A 14,997-nucleotide genomic window follows, 5' to 3' on the forward strand; every position below is an offset into this window, starting at 1 on the left:
GTCCGATTATCGCAGTCAGCGCCCGAACCGCGTCAACCGCAGGGAGTTCGCCACCACCAGGACGGAGCTGGCGGCCATCGCCGCACCGGCGAGCATCGGGTTCAGGAGGCCGAGGGCGGCCACCGGGATGCCGAGTGTGTTGTAGGCGAAGGCCCAGAACAGGTTCGACTTGATGATGCCCAGCGTCTTGCGGCTGAGCTGCACGGATTGGACCACCTGGCCCAGCGACGAGCCCATCACCGTGATGTCGGCGGCCTCGCGGGCCACGTCGGTGCCGGACCCCATGGCGATTCCGAGGTCGGCCTGGGCCAGGGCGGGGGCGTCGTTCACGCCGTCACCCACCATGGCCACCACGCGGCCGGCCTCCTGCAGCTCGATCACCTTGGCCACCTTGTCCTCAGGGCGTACCCCGGCGAACACGTCCTGCGCGGAGATCCCGACGGCGGCCGCCACCTGGGCGGCGACCTCGGCATTGTCTCCGGTCAGCAGGATGGGGCGCAGTCCGAGCCGCTTGAACTCGGCGATCGCCGGAGCCGATGAGTCCTTGAGGGTGTCCTGCAGCGAGATGATCCCGGCGATCCGGCCGTCCACGGACACCCAGATCGCGGTGGCACCGGCGGCCTCGGCGTCGGCCAGCTGCTGCTCCTCGGCGGTGGTCAGGGCACCGGAGTCCACCTGGGTGGCGATGTAGCTGGAGCGCCCCGCGGCGACGGCATGCGCATCAGCGGTGACGGGCTCACGCTGGCCGTGAGTCGTGAGTTGCTGTGGTGATTGATGCGCTATCGCCACGGCAACTCCCGAGTCGTTGCGGTGGTTGCGTGGAGTCACGACGGTGCCGTGCACGCCGCCGCCGGCGGCCGAGGTGAAGCGGTCCACGTCGGGGAGAACGGTGCCGGAGGAGGCAGCGGCTGCACGGGCCGCCGTGGTGATCGCGGCGGCGATCGGGTGCTCGGAGTGCGACTCGACGGCCCCGGCCAGGCGCAGGACCTGGTCGGCGTCGTGGCCGTTGAGGGGCGTGATGGAGGTGACGGCGAGGTCCCCGGCCGTCACGGTGCCGGTCTTGTCCAGCACGATCGTGTCCACGGTGCGGGTGTCCTCAAGGACCTCCGGTCCACGGATGAGGATGCCCAGCTGGGAGGCGCGGCCGGTGCCGGCCAGCAGGCCGACGGGAGTGGCGAGACCCAGCGCGCACGGGCAGGCGATGACCAGGACGGCGACGGCGGCGCGGAAGGCGGCTTGCAGGTCGCCCGAGAGGATGAGCCAGAGGGCGAAGGTGACCATGGCGATCACGAGCACGATCGGCACGAAGACCGCGGAGATGCGGTCCGCCAGCCGCGCGATCGGGGCCTTGCCCGTCTGGGCGTCGGAGACGAGCCGGCCCATCTGGGCCAGCGTGGTGTCCGAGCCGGTCCGGGTGGCACGGACCAGGAGCCGCCCGGAGGTGTTGACGGTGGCGCCGGTGACGGTGTCCTCCGGGCCGACCTCCTCGGGGACCGACTCGCCGGTGATCAGCGAGGTGTCCACGGCGGAGTGGCCGGAGACCACGTAGCCGTCCGTGGCGACCTTCTCGCCCGGACGGACCACGAACTCGTCGCCGGGCACCAGCTGGGCGGCCGGAACGGTGACCTCCACGCCGTCGCGCAGCACGGTGGCGGTCTTGGCGCCGAGATCCAGCAGCGATTTCAGGGCATGGCCGGCCCGTTTCTTGGCGCGCGCCTCCAGCCAGCGGCCGATCAGGAGGAACGTGGTGACCACGCCGGCGGTCTCGAAGTACAGCTGGTGATCGGCCATGGAGGCCATGCCTCCGCCGCCCATGGCGGCACCCGCGTGGGCGGTCATGGCCGGGTCCAGCACCAGCTCGGCCGTGGAGAAGCCCCAGGCGGCGAGCACGCCGATCGAGACGAGGGTGTCCATGGTGGAGGAACCGTGGCGGGCGGCCTTGAAGGCGGCGGTGTGGAACGGCCAGGCAGCCCAGAAGGTCACCGGAGTGGCCAGGACGAGGGCCACCCAGCCCCAGTGGGGGAACTGCAGGGCCGGGAACATGGAGATCAGGAAGAGCGGAAGGGTGAGGACGGCGGCACCGATGAGCCGGGGCTTGATCACGTCGCCCGAGGGGCCGTGGTTCAGGTGGTCCTCGGCTCCGGCATGTACGGCGTGATCGTGGTGGTCGCCATGGTCGCCGTCGCTCGGTTCGCCGCCGTCGCCGGGCACAGGGTGACCGGGCCCCGTGACGGCGGCGGTGGCGTTGTGCTCCTGTGGCGCCCGGCGGATCGAGGCGGAGTAACCGGCCCGGTCCACGGCGGCGATGATCTCCTCATCAGTGACGGAGGGCGGGACCATGACGGCCGCGGCCTCCAGGGGCAGGTTGACCGTGGCGGTGACGCCCTCGAGTTTGCCGAGCTTGCGCTCCACTCGTCCGACGCACGAAGCACACGTCATGCCGGTGATCTCCAGATCCACCCGGCGCGTGTTGCTGTCCTCGGCGGTTGCGCTCTTCACAGCGTCGCTCATGGAATTCGTTCCTGTCCGTCTCGTTGTCGCTGCCAGCCGCTACGGATCATGGCTGGCTGGCTGCTTGCCGCTGGCCATGGGCAGGTGTCTCTGCGGCCCGGCCGAGCGGTTCTCGGCGGGTGTCAGTCCGGTGGCCGTCTGATGTGCGTCCGGGGGTCGCCCGGGCGGTGCCTCTGCTGGTTCAGGCCAGGTCGAGCCCGGGGGTGGCCACGGCGTAACCGGCCTCTTCGACGGCGGCCTTCAGGTCCTCGGGGGCCGGGGCGCGTCCCTCGGTGGCGACGGTGGCAAGGGAGGTTCCTCCGGCCACGAGGGTGATGTCGACGCCCGTGACGCCGGGCAGTTCCTGGAGTTCCTCGGTGACGCTCGCGACGCAGTGGTTGCAGGTCATGCCGTTGATCTTGATGTCGGTGGTGGTGGTCATGGTGCTCCTCCGTGGGGTGGTGATGTCGTGTCGTGCGGCGGGCAGTGAGCTGGTCAGCGCATGAGCCGGGCGATGGCGGCGGTGGCCTCGGCGACCTTGGCCTGCACGGCCTGGTCATTGCCGGTGTCCCGGGATTCGCGGGCGGCATCGGCCACGCAGTGGCCCATGTGGTCCTCGAGCAGGCCCAGGCTGACGGCGTGCAGGGCCTTCGTGGCGGCGGCGACCTGGGTCAGGATGTCGATGCAGTACTTGTCCTCATCCACCATCTTGGAGATGCCGCGAACCTGCCCCTCGATGCGGCGCAGCCGCTTCAGGTAGGCGTCTTTGCTCGGGCTGTACCCGTGGTGCGCCCCTTCTGCGGCGTCCAGGCCGGTGGCGCCCTGAGGGTCCGTGATGTCTGTGCTCATGACGCCACGGTATACCCCTCTGGGGTATCGAGTCAACTACCCCCTGGGGGTATGTTCCACCGGTGGACCCGACGTGGGTCAGGAGTGCAGGTGCCCTTCCTGGTTCCGGTGGCCGGGCGGCTCCAGCTGGAAGGTGCTGTGGTCCAGGGGCAGCGCGAAGTGCTCGGCCACGCACTCCTGCAGTGACCTCAGGATCTCCATGCTGTGGCCGTCCGCGAAGCAGCCGTGCTCCACCACCACGTGGGCCGTGAGCACGGGTGTCCCGGTGTCGATCCGGGACACGTGCAGGTCATGGACCTCGAGCACGTGGGGCTGTCCGAGCAGGTGCGTCCGGATCTCGGTGAGGTCCAGTTCCCGCGGAACGGACTCCAGCAGTACGCTGCCCGCCTCCCGGAGGATCACGAACGCGCGCGGGAGGATGAGCGCGGCGATGACCATCCCGGCCACGGCGTCCGCGCGGGTCCAGCCGGTGGTCGCGACGACCACGGCGCTGACGATGACGGCGACCGAGCCGAGGGCGTCATTGACGACCTCCAGGAAGGCGGCCCGCAGGTTCAGCGACCCGTCTCGTCCTCCGGCCAGGACGGCCAGGGCCACCAGGTTGCCGGCCAGGCCGATGATCCCGAAGACCAGCAGCCCGTCGGCGTCCACGTCAGCCGGTTCGGCCAGGCGCCGCAGGCCCTCGATGAGCGCATAGACCCCGACGGCGAGCAACACCGTGGCCTGGGCGCCGGCGGCCAGCACCTCGGTGCGGAGGAGTCCCCAGGTCCGGCGATCCGTGGGCGGGCGCAGCATCAGGTTGGCCGCGATGAGCGCGACCAGGAGCCCGCCGGCGTCGGTGAGCATGTGGCCGGCGTCCACGAGCAGGGCCAGGCTCCCGGTCAGCCAGGCGCCGATAACCTCGGCGACGAGGATGCTGGCGGTGATGCCGAAGGCGATCGCGAGTCGGCTCCGCGAGGCTCCGGCCCCGTGCTGGTGGCCGGGTCCGTGCGTCGAGTCAGTCATGCCGTGATGATAGGCCGCCGGGTCCGCGGACCGCGCCACCGGCCGGTGAGGAGCCTGAGCCAGCGTGTGGTGCGGCGTGCCCACGAGTCTGGGGCGGGGAGGTCAGGCGCTCATCTGCAGGGGTGGATGGTCGCGACGATCGGTCCCCGTTCCAGTGCCGGCCCCAGCTTCCGGCCCGGTCCCAACCCTGGCGGCGGTCTCGGTGCCGACTTCACGCATCAGGCCCAGCACCCGCGCCTCGAGGTCGTCCCGCATGGCCCGGATGTCCTCGAGGGACCGTCCCACGAAGGTGGGGATGTCCCACTCGCGGTAGTCCTTGCCAGGCAGCTGCTCCACCTGGTCCCCGCAGGACAGGGTGATGACGTGCTGGGCGGCGGCGTGGACGTCCCCGGACAGCGGCTTCGGATAGGCCTGGTCCAAGGGGATGCCGATCTCGGCCATGACGGCCACGGCGTCCTCGTAGAGGTGGCCCACCGGCGCCAGGCCGGCGGAGCGGGCCGTCACCCGCCCCTCCGAGTGCCTGAGCATCAATGAGGCGGCCATCTGGGACCGTCCGGCATTGGCGTCGTCAATGAACAGCACGCGGGGCAGGGGCGATTCGATGATGCCCTGGGCGATCCCGAGGGAGCGCAGCTGGCTGTCCGCGAAGTTGCCGGCCAGCAGGGGCAGGAAGGCCTTCACGGTGGCGCGGCGGTCCATCTCCCGGTAGGACTCCTCCAGGATCCGGTCGACCGTGACGCGATCAGCGACCTGGGCGTAGCGCTCGTGCAGGTGGGCCGCCGTCCGTTCCAGGACGTGGCGGTCCAAGGCGGGGATGGCGCCGGGGGCATCGAGTTCACGGTCCTCCGGAGCCGTGCCCATGGGGTTCTGGTGCGTGGTCATGGCTGCTCCTGGGTGGGAGTGGGGGGGGTCAGGCGGCGGCTGTCATCCCGCCGAGCGCCTCGGCGTCGGCAGTGCCGGCCGCTGCGGTGTGGGCGGCGATCTCGCGCAGGCGGGTCTCGGCCTGGTTCAGGGCGAGGGTGGGCAGGTAGGTCTTCAGCCGTGCCGTGCGGTTCAGCTCGCGATAGGCGGCGTGGACCGTGCGGCGGATGAGGCCGCCGTCCAGAACCTGGGCGAACGTCTCCTGCAGGTCGGTGACACCACGGGACAGCACGCGGGCGTGGACGATCTGATTGGCCCCGGTGGGCAATGCGCCGTTCATGCCGTTGCTGGCGGCGGGGGCCATCGCGTGGCGGCCGGCCGTCCGGGCAGTGTGGGTCTCGGCCTCGGTGGCCGGGTTCTCGGTCATGACATGGGTGGTCATGGGCACCTCCTTCTGTGGTCCCGCCAACCCCTCGTCGGCGGGTCCGCCTCCTTCGCTAAGTGAACAAAAGGTAAACGGAGTATGAATCAGCATAGTCCAGTCGGCATCAAAACGGTAGATGGTCGTTCCATGAGTCCGTCCATGAGGCGGCGGGCATTGGGCCCGGGTGAGCAGCGCGTGCCACCATCGACACCGTGACGGACTTCAGCGCAACCCCAGCAACCGCCACCGGTCGGCCGTCGATGACCAGGGTCCCGGAGGGCCATCCCCGCCCGCTCGAAAGGCTCCTGTCGGTCCGCCGGCTCACCAGCCCGGTGGCCCGAGAGTCCCTGGCGATCTGGGTGGCCATCGCCGCCGGGGCCGCGGGAGCCGCCGTCGGGCTGCTGGTGTTCTTCGGGCGCCGCGCGCCCCTGTCCGGCGACTGGTCGGTGGGGACCGCGGCGGCGATCCTGACCGCCGTGGCCGCCGGACTCGCCTGCCTGGTGGGACTGGCGCGCTCCACCCGTACCACCCACCAGTGGATGGCGCAGCGGCACTGGGGCTGGATGGTGGCGGACGCCGTGGGGCTCGTGGTGGTCCACGCGGCGATCGCGGTGATGGCCTGCCTGGCCTTGTTCCGCCTGTTCCAGGAGGCCTTCACCGGTCTGACCGTGGACGGCATCGCGTCCACCGTCATGCTGACGCTCACCGGCACCGTGGCGGGCTACCTCGGTTTCAACTCCTCGGCGCGGATCTCCACCCGGTCCCTGTCCACCCTGCTGGCGCTGTTCATGGCCTCCGGCATGATCGTCTCGATGCTCCTGGCGGAGAACCCGTTCTGGTGGCACGCCTTCTTCTCCGAGCTCGGCACCGGGCAGGCCGGCATCCTGTCCTTCTGGACGTTCAACACCACCCTCACGGTCTCCGGGCTGGTGCTGACCACCCTGTCCTCCTTCATCACCCAGGACCTGTTCACGTGGGCGCGCGCCCGGGCCCGGTTGGGCATCCGCAAGGCCAGGATCGGTGTGCTGCGCTGGTCCCTGTTCATCATCGGGCTGTGCATGATGGGCGCCGGGGTGGTCCCGATCAACTTCTCCGACCCCGTCCACTCCACGTTCATCCGCATCCTCGGCGTGGTGTTCATCGTGCTGCTGGCCAGCATCCAGATCTGGCTCCCCGGCTTCCCGCCCGCCGTCTATGTGGGCACGTATCTCATGCTCGGCCTGGGCATCATCTCCACCCTGCTGTGGTTCCCGCTGCGCTACTACAACCTGACCGGCTTCGAACTGGCCATGGGGGGAGTGATCTATGCCTGGCTCGTGGTGTTCATCCGCAACCTCGACGCCGTGCTCACCGAGGCAGGCATGGGTGACCGGGACCGGGACGCGGCCGTCCAGGAGGCTGTGGATGCTGTGGAGGCGGGTCAGGAGGCTGACGAGGCTGCGCCCTCCGTGCCGGAGCGGTCCGCCACCGCTGCCGTCCCGGTCTCCACCACACCTTTCACGACGCCGGCCCGGCAGACAGGCGGGCGGCCCGCCTACCGCGGGTGGACGGTGGGCCCAGGCGGGCCCGGAGGCCCGCGGTGACCGCACCGGCCAGCACGGAGGACCTGGCGCGGGAGGCCGTGGTGCTGGCCGGCGCCGGGGCGGCGATCCTGCTGCAGGTCTCCCATCCGTCCGTCGGCGCCGGGGTGGCACGGCACTCCGACTTCGCCGCCGATCCGCTCAAGCGTCTGCGCCACACCCTGCAGTTCGTCTACGCCGCCGTGCTCCCGGAGGCGGGCGCCGCCCGCGAGCGGGTCGCGGGCTGGGTGGGGGCCGCGCACGGGCCGGTCCAGGGCACGGATGCCGCGGGGCGCGCCTACTCCGCCGCCGATCCGCAGGCCCAGCTCTGGGTCACGGCCACCCTCTACTGGGCGGCCGAACAGGCGCGGCGGCGGATCTGGGGCGAATGGCCGGCCGTGGACGCGGAAAGCAGTGGAGACACTGCCGGCCCGGCCGACCCGGTCGCGGCGGACGCCGTGGCCGAGGCCGTCTATCGCGACTACGCCGTCCTGGGGACCCTGCTGGGCATGCCCGCTGATCTCTGGCCCGAGGACCGGGCGGCGTTCGCGCGGTACTGGGACGCCGCCGTCGGGAGCCTGGAGGTGACGGATGACGCGCGGGTGATCTGCCGGGATCTGTTCGCCGCCGAGGCGGCGCCGTGGTGGCTCCGGCGGCTGATGCCGTTGGTGCGGTTCGTCTCGGCCGGCATGCTGCCGGTGCGGATCCGTCAGCAGCTCGGCCTCGACTGGGACGGTGCCGATTCCCGGCGTGAAGGCGCCCTGTGGGGCATGGTCAGGGCGGTGTACCCGCGGCTGCCCCTGCGCCTGCGTCAACTGCCCGCGCGGCTGGTGGTGCGCACCCTGGTCTGACCCGACGCTGGCACAATGCTGGGATGACCACTTCACCGGCGTCCGGGCCGTCGAGCCGTCCCTCGGCGGTCTCGTGGATCTACTTGGCGCTCTGCGTGGTCTTCGTGTCCCTCAACCTGCGGACCCTGTTCTCGAGCTTCTCGGCCATCCTCCCGGAGATCGTCGCCGCCACCGGCCTGCCGGCGTGGGGCGCCACCCTGCTGACGACCGTTCCGGCCACCCTGCTCGGCGTCTTCGCACCGCTCGCACCGGTCCTGGCCCGCCGCTTCGGCACGTGGCAGGTCCTGGCCGGTGCCCTGGTGCTGCTGACGCTCGGCCTGGTGCTGCGCTCGGTCCCCGTGCCCGACGGCGGCGCCCTGCTCACCCTGCTCGCCGGCACCGTGGTCTCCGGGGCGGCGATCGCCCTGGCCAACGTGGTGCTGCCCAGCATCGTCAAACAGGACTTCGCCGAACATCAGGGGTTGATGAGCGGGCTGTACACCACCGCGATCTGTGGCTCCGCGGCTTTCGGCGCCGGCCTGACCTTCCCCGTCTACCAGGCGGTGGGGGACTGGAACCTGGCCCTGGGTATCTGGGCTGTGCCCGTGGCGGTGGCCGCGGCGCTGCTCATCCCCGTGCTCCTGCGGCACCGCTCCTCCGCCCGGGTCTCCACCTCGACCACGGGGCGCAGCCCGCTGACCTCGCCGGTCGCGTGGCACATCACCGCCCTGATGGTCTGCCAGGCCATGACCTCCTTCACCTGCTTCGCCTGGCTCGCGCCGATCCTGCGCGAACGCGGGATCGACGGCGGCCCGGCCGGGGGCATCGTGGCCTTCTCCATCGTCCTGCAGATGGCCGGCTCCCTCCTGGGCCCGGTCTGGGCGACGCGGTTGCGCTCGCAGTCGTGGCTCAATGTGGCCGCCGCCGTGCTCACGGGCGGCGGATTCATCCTGGCCATCCACGGCCCGCTGTCCGGGATCTGGTGGTGGACCGGCATCCTCGGCGTGGGTCAGGGGGCGCTGACCGCGTTGGCCCTGACCATGATCACGCTGCGCAGCACCACACCCCATATGGCGATCCGGGTCTCCGGCATGATGCAGGGCCTGGGCTACGGCCTGGGCTCGGCCGGGACGTTCATCACCGGCCAGATCTTCGCGACCACGGGCTCCTTCGGGCCGGCGGCCTGGCTGTTCGCCGCCTCCGGACTGGGCGCCGCGGCCTTCGGCTGGCTGGCGGGCCGGGACCGGACGATCGCGGGCTGAGTTGGCGGGCTGACGAGGCGTGGACCCGCGTTGCGCAGCCTGCTCTGCGGGTCATGGTCGTTATCGTGGTCCGTGACCCACAGGCGATTCCGGCCTGCGGTGCCTGAGCAGGGGTTGGCCTGCGGAGTTCCCGGACTCGTGATGACACGGTCGCCGGGTGAAGGGAAGCCACACCACGTGACCGTTCTTCTGAGTATCGTTCCGCGCGGCACGGTGGACCAGGCCGGCCTCCGCGCCGTCTGCGCCGCCGCCGTCGAGTCCTACACGCCCTTCCTGGGCCCACGCTACGGACAGGAACCGGTGGTCCACCGGCGCCTGACCGCCGGCGCGGTGCTGATCGAATGGCCGGCCACGGCGGCACGCCACACCCGCCGCAAGGTCACCCGGTGGGCTTCCGCAACGTTCCCCGGCGTCGGCGATGAGCTGCTGCGCTCGTCCGGGCTGTTCGGCCACCCGATGGAGATGCGCACGCCCGTGGGTGGCAGCTATATGGCGCTCGCTGGGAATCGGCGGGAGATCTTCGCCTGGAACACGGTTCCGGCTCTCGAAGCCGTCCACTATGGCGAGGACGCCGACTACGTCTACGTCTCCAACCGCCCCCTGGCCATCGCCCTCGCCATGGCCCGAGGCGACGTCGACGCGGTGGAGACCAGCGACGACTACCTGGCCGAGGCGCTCAATTTCGGCTTCTCGATGTCCGGCCAGACCCCGTTCGCGGGGGTGAAGACCATCCCCACGCGCGGCGCGGTGAAGATCTCCGGCGGACGACTGGAGGTGGTGGACGGGCCCGTGCGGCCGCCCGCCACGATCGCCCCGACCGAGGACCCGTTCCAGCCGGGGGTGTCCGAACTCGAGGCGGCGCTGAACAGCTCCACCGATCGACTCCTGGCCGCCCTACCCGAGAAGACCATCCAGTTGCGCCTGAGCGGTGGCAAGGACAGCCGCCTGCTGCTGGGGCTCCTGCGGAACCGGGGCGTGCAGGACCTCCATGCGGTCACCCAGGGCGATGAGACCAGCGAGGAGGTGATGGTCGCGGCGCAGCTGGCTGAGATGGCCGGCATCCGGCACTCCGTGGTGCGGCCGGCCCTGAGCGTTCCCGGCAGCGTCGTCGACTCCTTCACCCAGTCCCTGCGGGACGGCCAGGGGTTCTTCCTGTCCGAGGCCATCGGCGGCCCCTACGCCTTCGCGGACCCCTTCGTGGTGGGGGAGGGCTATGCCTCCGGGCAGTGGCCCACGTTCAAGGGGCTCTACCAGCGCAAGAAGAACATCGTCCAGGCGGATCTGGACCACGAATGGGCCGCGCACAACGCCCAGATCCTGACTCCGGAACTCAACGAGAGCACGGCGCAGACGCTGCGGGACTGGGCGGAGTCCATGCCGGGCAGCACCCCCGCGGAGATCCTCTACGCCTATGGCCGGGACGTCCGCGCGAGCCGGTACATGCAGGCCAGCACGGTGGTGGTGGACGCGTACTCCCAGGTGTTCTTCCCCTTCGCGGACTCCGAGGTCACGGCCGTCTCCGATGCACTGACGCCCTACCTGCGCTTCTCCCACATCGCCATGTTCCTGGTGATGCGCCGGGTGTGGAATGAGTCGCTGGCGGTCCCCTTCGCCCGGGGCGGCCGGTTCCGGTTCGAACGGGACGGGCCCTCCGAGAAGCTCAGCGGTCCGGACTTCGACCAGCGCACGGCCACCCCCGAGCCCCGGCCGGTCACCGTGCTGGGGGCCGACCGGATGGCGGAGGTCCCGGACCGGTCGCTCGTCGAGGAGCCCCTGACGGCCAGTTCCCGCTATCTGCTGGAGTGCGCCGCCTGGCCGCGCCTGGAGCAGATCCTGAACCCCAGCTTCGTGGCGCTGATCCGCAGGCTGGCCGCCATGGAGACGGAACACGAGGCGCTGATGACCTTGCGAACGGCGAAGGGCAGGGTCCATACCCGGGTCAACCTCGCGCGCGCCATCCTGGCCGACCGGTGGCTGTCCCGGGAGTGGCTGCGTCCCTAGAATCTCCCCGGAGTCTCCCGTCCACCGATTGGACACTCGTGGGAGAATGGCGGGGATGGCTGAGACTTCTCGTCCCCGCGGAGGGGACCATGGCACGGACCGCACGGACCGGACCCCGGCGCGCCGGACGGCGCAGCAGGGCCGGCGCACGGCTGTGCCCGCGGCCGACCCCGCGGCCGACCCCGCGGACGCCCACCTGGAACACGCGCGGGACGGCAAGCTCAAGCTGAACCGCCCGAAGCGCGGCCTGATCGACGAGACCGAGGCACAGCAGATCGCCGAGGACCGCGCCCGGCTGCAACAGCAGGGGATCGGCGGGCCGCTGGACGGGCGGATGCTCTCCAACCCCGCCGCGGACGGGGACCGGCCTCAGATCCGGCCCCAGGCCGAGGGCTGGAAGCAGCAGACCACCGACGACGGCCGGCCGCTGCTGCAGTTCAAGCAGCCCCGCGTCGCGCAGCCCAAGACCCACCTGGCGGACCTGACCCTCGCCGAGCGCCAGGCCAAGGTGGCCGAGCTCGGCTTGCCGGCGTTCCGCGCCAAGCAGCTCTCCACCCACTACTTCAGCCACTTCACCTCGGACCCGGACCGGATGACGGACCTGCCGAAGGACGCCCGGGAGAAGCTCGTGGCGGAGATGATGCCGCCGCTGCTGACCGAGGTCCGCCGGCTCACCACGGACAACGGGGACACCATCAAGTTCCTGTGGCGCCTGTTCGACGGCGCCCTCGTGGAGTCGGTGCTCATGCGCTACCCGGGGCGGGTGACCCTGTGCGTGTCCAGCCAGGCCGGCTGCGGCATGAACTGCCCCTTCTGTGCCACGGGCCAGAACGGGCTGACCCGCAACATGTCCACGGCCGAGATCGTGGAGCAGGTGGTCCGCGCCAATGAGGTCATCGCCGAGGGCGCCCTGGGCGGCCTGCGCAAGGACGGCGGCCACAATGCCGAGCGCGTCACCAACATCGTGTTCATGGGGATGGGTGAGCCGCTGGCCAACTACAAGCGGGTCATCGCCTCGGTGCGTCGCATGGTGGACCCGGCCCCCGAGGGACTGGGCATGTCCGCCCGCCACATCACCGTCTCCACGGTGGGCCTGGTCCCGGCGATCAACAGGCTGGCCGAGGAGGGCATCCCGGTCACCTTCGCCCTGTCCCTGCACGCCCCGGATGACGAGCTGCGGGATGAGCTCATCCCCGTGAACTCGCGGTGGAAGGCGGACGAGGCGATCGACGCTGCGTACAACTACTTCGTCCAGACCGGCCGGCGCGTGTCCATCGAATACGCGCTGATCAAGGACATGAACGACCACGCCTGGCGCGCCGACCTGCTGGCGAAGAAGCTCAACGCCCGCGGCCGTGGCTGGGTGCATGTGAACCCGATCCCGCTGAATCCGACGCCGGGCTCGATCTGGACCTCGTCCGAACCGGACGTCACCGACGAGTTCATCAACCGGCTCGAGGCCGCCGGCATCCCCACCACGCTGCGGGACACCCGCGGCAAGGAGATCGACGGCGCCTGCGGCCAGCTGGCAGCCGAGGGGGACGAGGAGACGGACGGAGCCGTGACCGAGGGCGACGGCCCCGCCCGCTCGAAGGCCTCCGCCACAATCGACATCCGCGGCTAGCCCGGACGCCGCCGCAGGCCAGAACGGCCCGCGACATCCCGATGTCTCGGGATGTCGCGGGCCGTAATCGATCGGCAGATCCTGGGGTGGGGCGACGCCGGCCGGAGACGTCCGCTGGACGCCGGCCGGCCGGCGTCGGGCCCGAGGTGTTCTGCTGTGGCCGCCTTAGGCGCGGACCAGCCGCGCCAGGTGCTGGACGGCCAGTTCGTAGCCGTGCACCCCGGCCCCGGCGATGACCGCGTTGGCCACCTTGGAGACATAGGAGTGGTGCCGGAACTCCTCACGCTGGTGGATGTTGGTGACGTGCACCTCCACCAGCGGCACCTCGGCGGCCAGCAGCGCGTCCATGATGGCGATGGACGTGGTGGTGTAGCCGGCGGGGTTCAGGATGATCCCGCTCGCCTCCGCCCGGGCCTCCTGGATCCAGTCCACGAGGGTGCCCTCGTGGTTGGACTGGCGGAAGTCCACCGTCAGGCCCTGCCCGGCGGCGGCCTGCTCGCAGAGGACCTGCACGTCGGCCAGGGTGGTGGTGCCGTACTTGTCCGGCTCGCGTTGGCCCAACAGGTTCAGGTTGGGGCCGTTCAGCACGAAGAGGGGCTTGGTCATGGTCACGACCTTATCGCCCGGAACGCGGATGGGAGCCGTGGTGCAGCCCGGCCTCGATCTCCGCGTCGGACACCGGGTTGCCGAGCTCGCGCAGTGGCGTCTTATAGGTCTCCCGGGTGGTCAGGGCCACGAGGGTCGCCAGGATGGTGGCGCCGGTGACGAGCCAGGCGGCCGGGCCCCAGTTCTCGTAGTTGTCCCCCACCAGGGCGGTGGCGATCATCGGGGTGAAGCCGGAGACCAGGATGCCCACCTGCAGGCCCACGGCGACGCCGGAGTAGCGCACCTTGACGTTGAACAGCTCGGAGAACCAGGCCGGGTAGACGGCGTTGGACATGGCGTAGGTGACGCCCAGGATGATCGTGGAGGTGACGAAGATCAGCGCGATGTTCGCGGTGGCGATCGCGTTGAAGTACACCCAGATCATCACGGCGGTGGTGGCGGTGCCGGCGATGAAGGTCGGCTTACGGCCGATCCGGTCCGAGAGGTAGGCGGCCGCCGGGGTGGTGAAGATGGCCACCACGTTGCCGACGATGGTCACCCACAGCATGGTGGAGGAGTCGATGCCCACGGACGTGGCGTAGGAGAGGCCGAAGGCCTGCATCAGGGTGTTGGTCACGACCTGCAGGGACAGGATGGAGATCTGCACGAACTGCACCGGGTGGGTCTTGAGCATGACCAGGAAGGGGGCCTTCTCCTGCTCCCCGGCGTCCTTGGTCTCCTGGAAGTCCTCGGGCTCGGCGAGCTGCCGGCGCACGAACCAGGCGACGGCGAGCACGAGGATGGATGCCAGGAACGGCAGGCGCCACCCCCAGCTGAGCCGGTCGGCCTCGTCCATGGCGGTGATCGGCAGGAAGGCCAGGGAGGCCAGGACGATGCCGGCGGCGATGCCGGAGATGGAGAAGGACGGGAAGAACCCGCGCAGGCCGACGGGGGCCTCCTCGGTGCTCAGCGCCGACGCGCCGGCGATCTCGGCGCCGGCGGACAGGCCCTGGGCCAGTCGCAGCACCACGAGCAGGATCGGGGCCCAGAGGCCGATCTGCTGGTAGGTGGGCAGCACGCCGATGAGGAAGGTCGCCCCGCCCATGAGCAGCAACGTGGCCAGCAGGATGGACTTCCGGCCGACCCGGTCGCCGAGATGGCCGAAGACGAGGGCGCCGAACGGGCGGGCCACGTAGGCCACGCCCAGGGTGCCGAAGGAGGCCACCATGGTCAGGGCGTCGCTGCCGGTGTCCGGGAAGAAGATGTGCGGGAAGACCAGGGAGGCGGCCGTGGCGTAGACGAAGAAGTCGTAGTACTCCAGGGCGCCGCCGAGGAAGGCAGACCAGCCGGCCCGCTTGGCCCGGGTCATCCGGTACTGCTGCTGTTCCGGCGTCAGGCTCTCCAGCGCGCCGCTGGTGTCCTGCTGGATGGTGGTGCTCATGTGTTCTCCCAGGGGGACGTGGTCGTGGCCAACCTCGGGCCGGAGTCCGCCCTCGCGCGGTCTGCT

13 protein-coding genes are annotated in these 14,997 nt (G+C 70.7%); 5 read left to right on the forward strand and 8 right to left on the reverse strand.

What is annotated here, in order from left to right; translation table 11 throughout:
• Positions 1-15 precede the first annotated feature (15 nt).
• From AB0333_RS09075 to AB0333_RS09100, 6 genes are all read right to left on the reverse strand, one after another.
• On the reverse strand, positions 16-2,511 hold the full coding sequence (locus AB0333_RS09075) for a heavy metal translocating P-type ATPase (RefSeq protein ID WP_366218370.1): 2,496 nt from the start codon (positions 2,509-2,511) through the stop codon (positions 16-18).
• Positions 2,512-2,692: 181 nt separating this feature from the next.
• Positions 2,693-2,932 (reverse strand): heavy-metal-associated domain-containing protein, encoded by a 240-nt coding sequence (locus AB0333_RS09080; RefSeq protein ID WP_366218371.1) that lies wholly within the window; start codon positions 2,930-2,932, stop codon positions 2,693-2,695.
• Between the two features lie 53 nt (positions 2,933-2,985).
• Complete coding sequence (locus AB0333_RS09085) at positions 2,986-3,339, reverse strand: metal-sensitive transcriptional regulator (protein ID WP_366218372.1); 354 nt, start codon at positions 3,337-3,339, stop codon at positions 2,986-2,988.
• 78 nt (positions 3,340-3,417) lie between these two features.
• Positions 3,418-4,344: a cation diffusion facilitator family transporter gene (locus AB0333_RS09090; RefSeq protein WP_366218373.1), complete on the reverse strand. Its 927-nt coding sequence runs from the start codon at positions 4,342-4,344 to the stop codon at positions 3,418-3,420.
• Between the two features lie 102 nt (positions 4,345-4,446).
• Positions 4,447-5,226 carry a three-helix bundle dimerization domain-containing protein gene (locus AB0333_RS09095; protein WP_366218374.1) on the reverse strand — a complete coding sequence of 260 codons (780 nt, stop codon included), beginning with the start codon at positions 5,224-5,226 and terminating at the stop codon, positions 4,447-4,449.
• A gap of 28 nt (positions 5,227-5,254) precedes the next feature.
• On the reverse strand, positions 5,255-5,647 hold the full coding sequence (locus AB0333_RS09100; protein WP_366218375.1) for a three-helix bundle dimerization domain-containing protein: 393 nt from the start codon (positions 5,645-5,647) through the stop codon (positions 5,255-5,257).
• A gap of 194 nt (positions 5,648-5,841) precedes the next feature.
• Between AB0333_RS09100 and AB0333_RS09105 the strand changes: the two genes are divergently transcribed.
• The 5 genes from AB0333_RS09105 to rlmN all read left to right on the forward strand — a co-directional run bounded on the left by AB0333_RS09105 (position 5,842) and on the right by rlmN (position 12,905).
• Positions 5,842-7,212, forward strand: a complete 1,371-nt coding sequence (locus tag AB0333_RS09105; RefSeq protein ID WP_366218376.1) for a hypothetical protein — start codon at positions 5,842-5,844, stop codon at positions 7,210-7,212.
• The gene (locus AB0333_RS09110) at positions 7,209-8,039 is read left to right on the forward strand and encodes an oxygenase MpaB family protein (RefSeq protein ID WP_366218377.1); all 831 of its coding nucleotides are present in this window, start codon (positions 7,209-7,211) and stop codon (positions 8,037-8,039) included. The genes AB0333_RS09105 and AB0333_RS09110 overlap by 4 nt, the downstream gene beginning before the upstream one ends.
• A 23-nt stretch (positions 8,040-8,062) precedes the next feature.
• Positions 8,063-9,280, forward strand: a complete 1,218-nt coding sequence (locus AB0333_RS09115; protein WP_366218378.1) for an MFS transporter — start codon at positions 8,063-8,065, stop codon at positions 9,278-9,280.
• A 177-nt stretch (positions 9,281-9,457) separates the two neighbouring features.
• Complete coding sequence (locus tag AB0333_RS09120) at positions 9,458-11,281, forward strand: hypothetical protein (RefSeq protein WP_366218379.1); 1,824 nt, start codon at positions 9,458-9,460, stop codon at positions 11,279-11,281.
• A gap of 334 nt (positions 11,282-11,615) precedes the next feature.
• A complete protein-coding gene (rlmN, locus tag AB0333_RS09125) occupies positions 11,616-12,905 on the forward strand; it encodes a 23S rRNA (adenine(2503)-C(2))-methyltransferase RlmN (protein ID WP_366218560.1) in 1,290 nt (429 codons plus the stop codon).
• A 165-nt stretch (positions 12,906-13,070) separates the two neighbouring features.
• Here the strand turns inward: rlmN and aroQ are convergent, their stop codons facing one another.
• Both aroQ and AB0333_RS09135 read right to left on the reverse strand, forming a co-directional pair.
• A complete protein-coding gene (gene aroQ / locus AB0333_RS09130; RefSeq protein WP_366218380.1) occupies positions 13,071-13,511 on the reverse strand; it encodes a type II 3-dehydroquinate dehydratase in 441 nt (146 codons plus the stop codon).
• 10 nt (positions 13,512-13,521) lie between these two features.
• A complete protein-coding gene (locus tag AB0333_RS09135; RefSeq protein WP_366218381.1) occupies positions 13,522-14,931 on the reverse strand; it encodes an MFS transporter in 1,410 nt (469 codons plus the stop codon).
• Positions 14,932-14,997 lie beyond the last annotated feature (66 nt).

The organism is Citricoccus sp. NPDC079358 (genome assembly GCF_040702545.1).
Taxonomy (GTDB): domain Bacteria; phylum Actinomycetota; class Actinomycetes; order Actinomycetales; family Micrococcaceae; genus Citricoccus.

What these genes read in the sequence shown, in the direction of transcription:
- AB0333_RS09085 (WP_366218372.1), bottom strand. Translation starts at nt 3,339, where the DNA reads ATGAGCACAGACATCACGGACCCTCAGGGCGCCACCGGCCTGGACGCC.
- rlmN (WP_366218560.1), top strand. Translation starts at nt 11,616, where the DNA reads ATGCTCTCCAACCCCGCCGCGGACGGGGACCGGCCTCAGATCCGGCCC.
- AB0333_RS09080 (WP_366218371.1), bottom strand. Translation starts at nt 2,932, where the DNA reads ATGACCACCACCACCGACATCAAGATCAACGGCATGACCTGCAACCAC.
- AB0333_RS09075 (WP_366218370.1), bottom strand. Translation starts at nt 2,511, where the DNA reads ATGAGCGACGCTGTGAAGAGCGCAACCGCCGAGGACAGCAACACGCGC.
- AB0333_RS09090 (WP_366218373.1), bottom strand. Translation starts at nt 4,344, where the DNA reads ATGACTGACTCGACGCACGGACCCGGCCACCAGCACGGGGCCGGAGCC.
- AB0333_RS09100 (WP_366218375.1), bottom strand. Translation starts at nt 5,647, where the DNA reads ATGACCACCCATGTCATGACCGAGAACCCGGCCACCGAGGCCGAGACC.
- AB0333_RS09135 (WP_366218381.1), bottom strand. Translation starts at nt 14,931, where the DNA reads ATGAGCACCACCATCCAGCAGGACACCAGCGGCGCGCTGGAGAGCCTG.
- AB0333_RS09115 (WP_366218378.1), top strand. Translation starts at nt 8,063, where the DNA reads ATGACCACTTCACCGGCGTCCGGGCCGTCGAGCCGTCCCTCGGCGGTC.
- AB0333_RS09095 (WP_366218374.1), bottom strand. Translation starts at nt 5,226, where the DNA reads ATGACCACGCACCAGAACCCCATGGGCACGGCTCCGGAGGACCGTGAA.
- aroQ (WP_366218380.1), bottom strand. Translation starts at nt 13,511, where the DNA reads ATGACCAAGCCCCTCTTCGTGCTGAACGGCCCCAACCTGAACCTGTTG.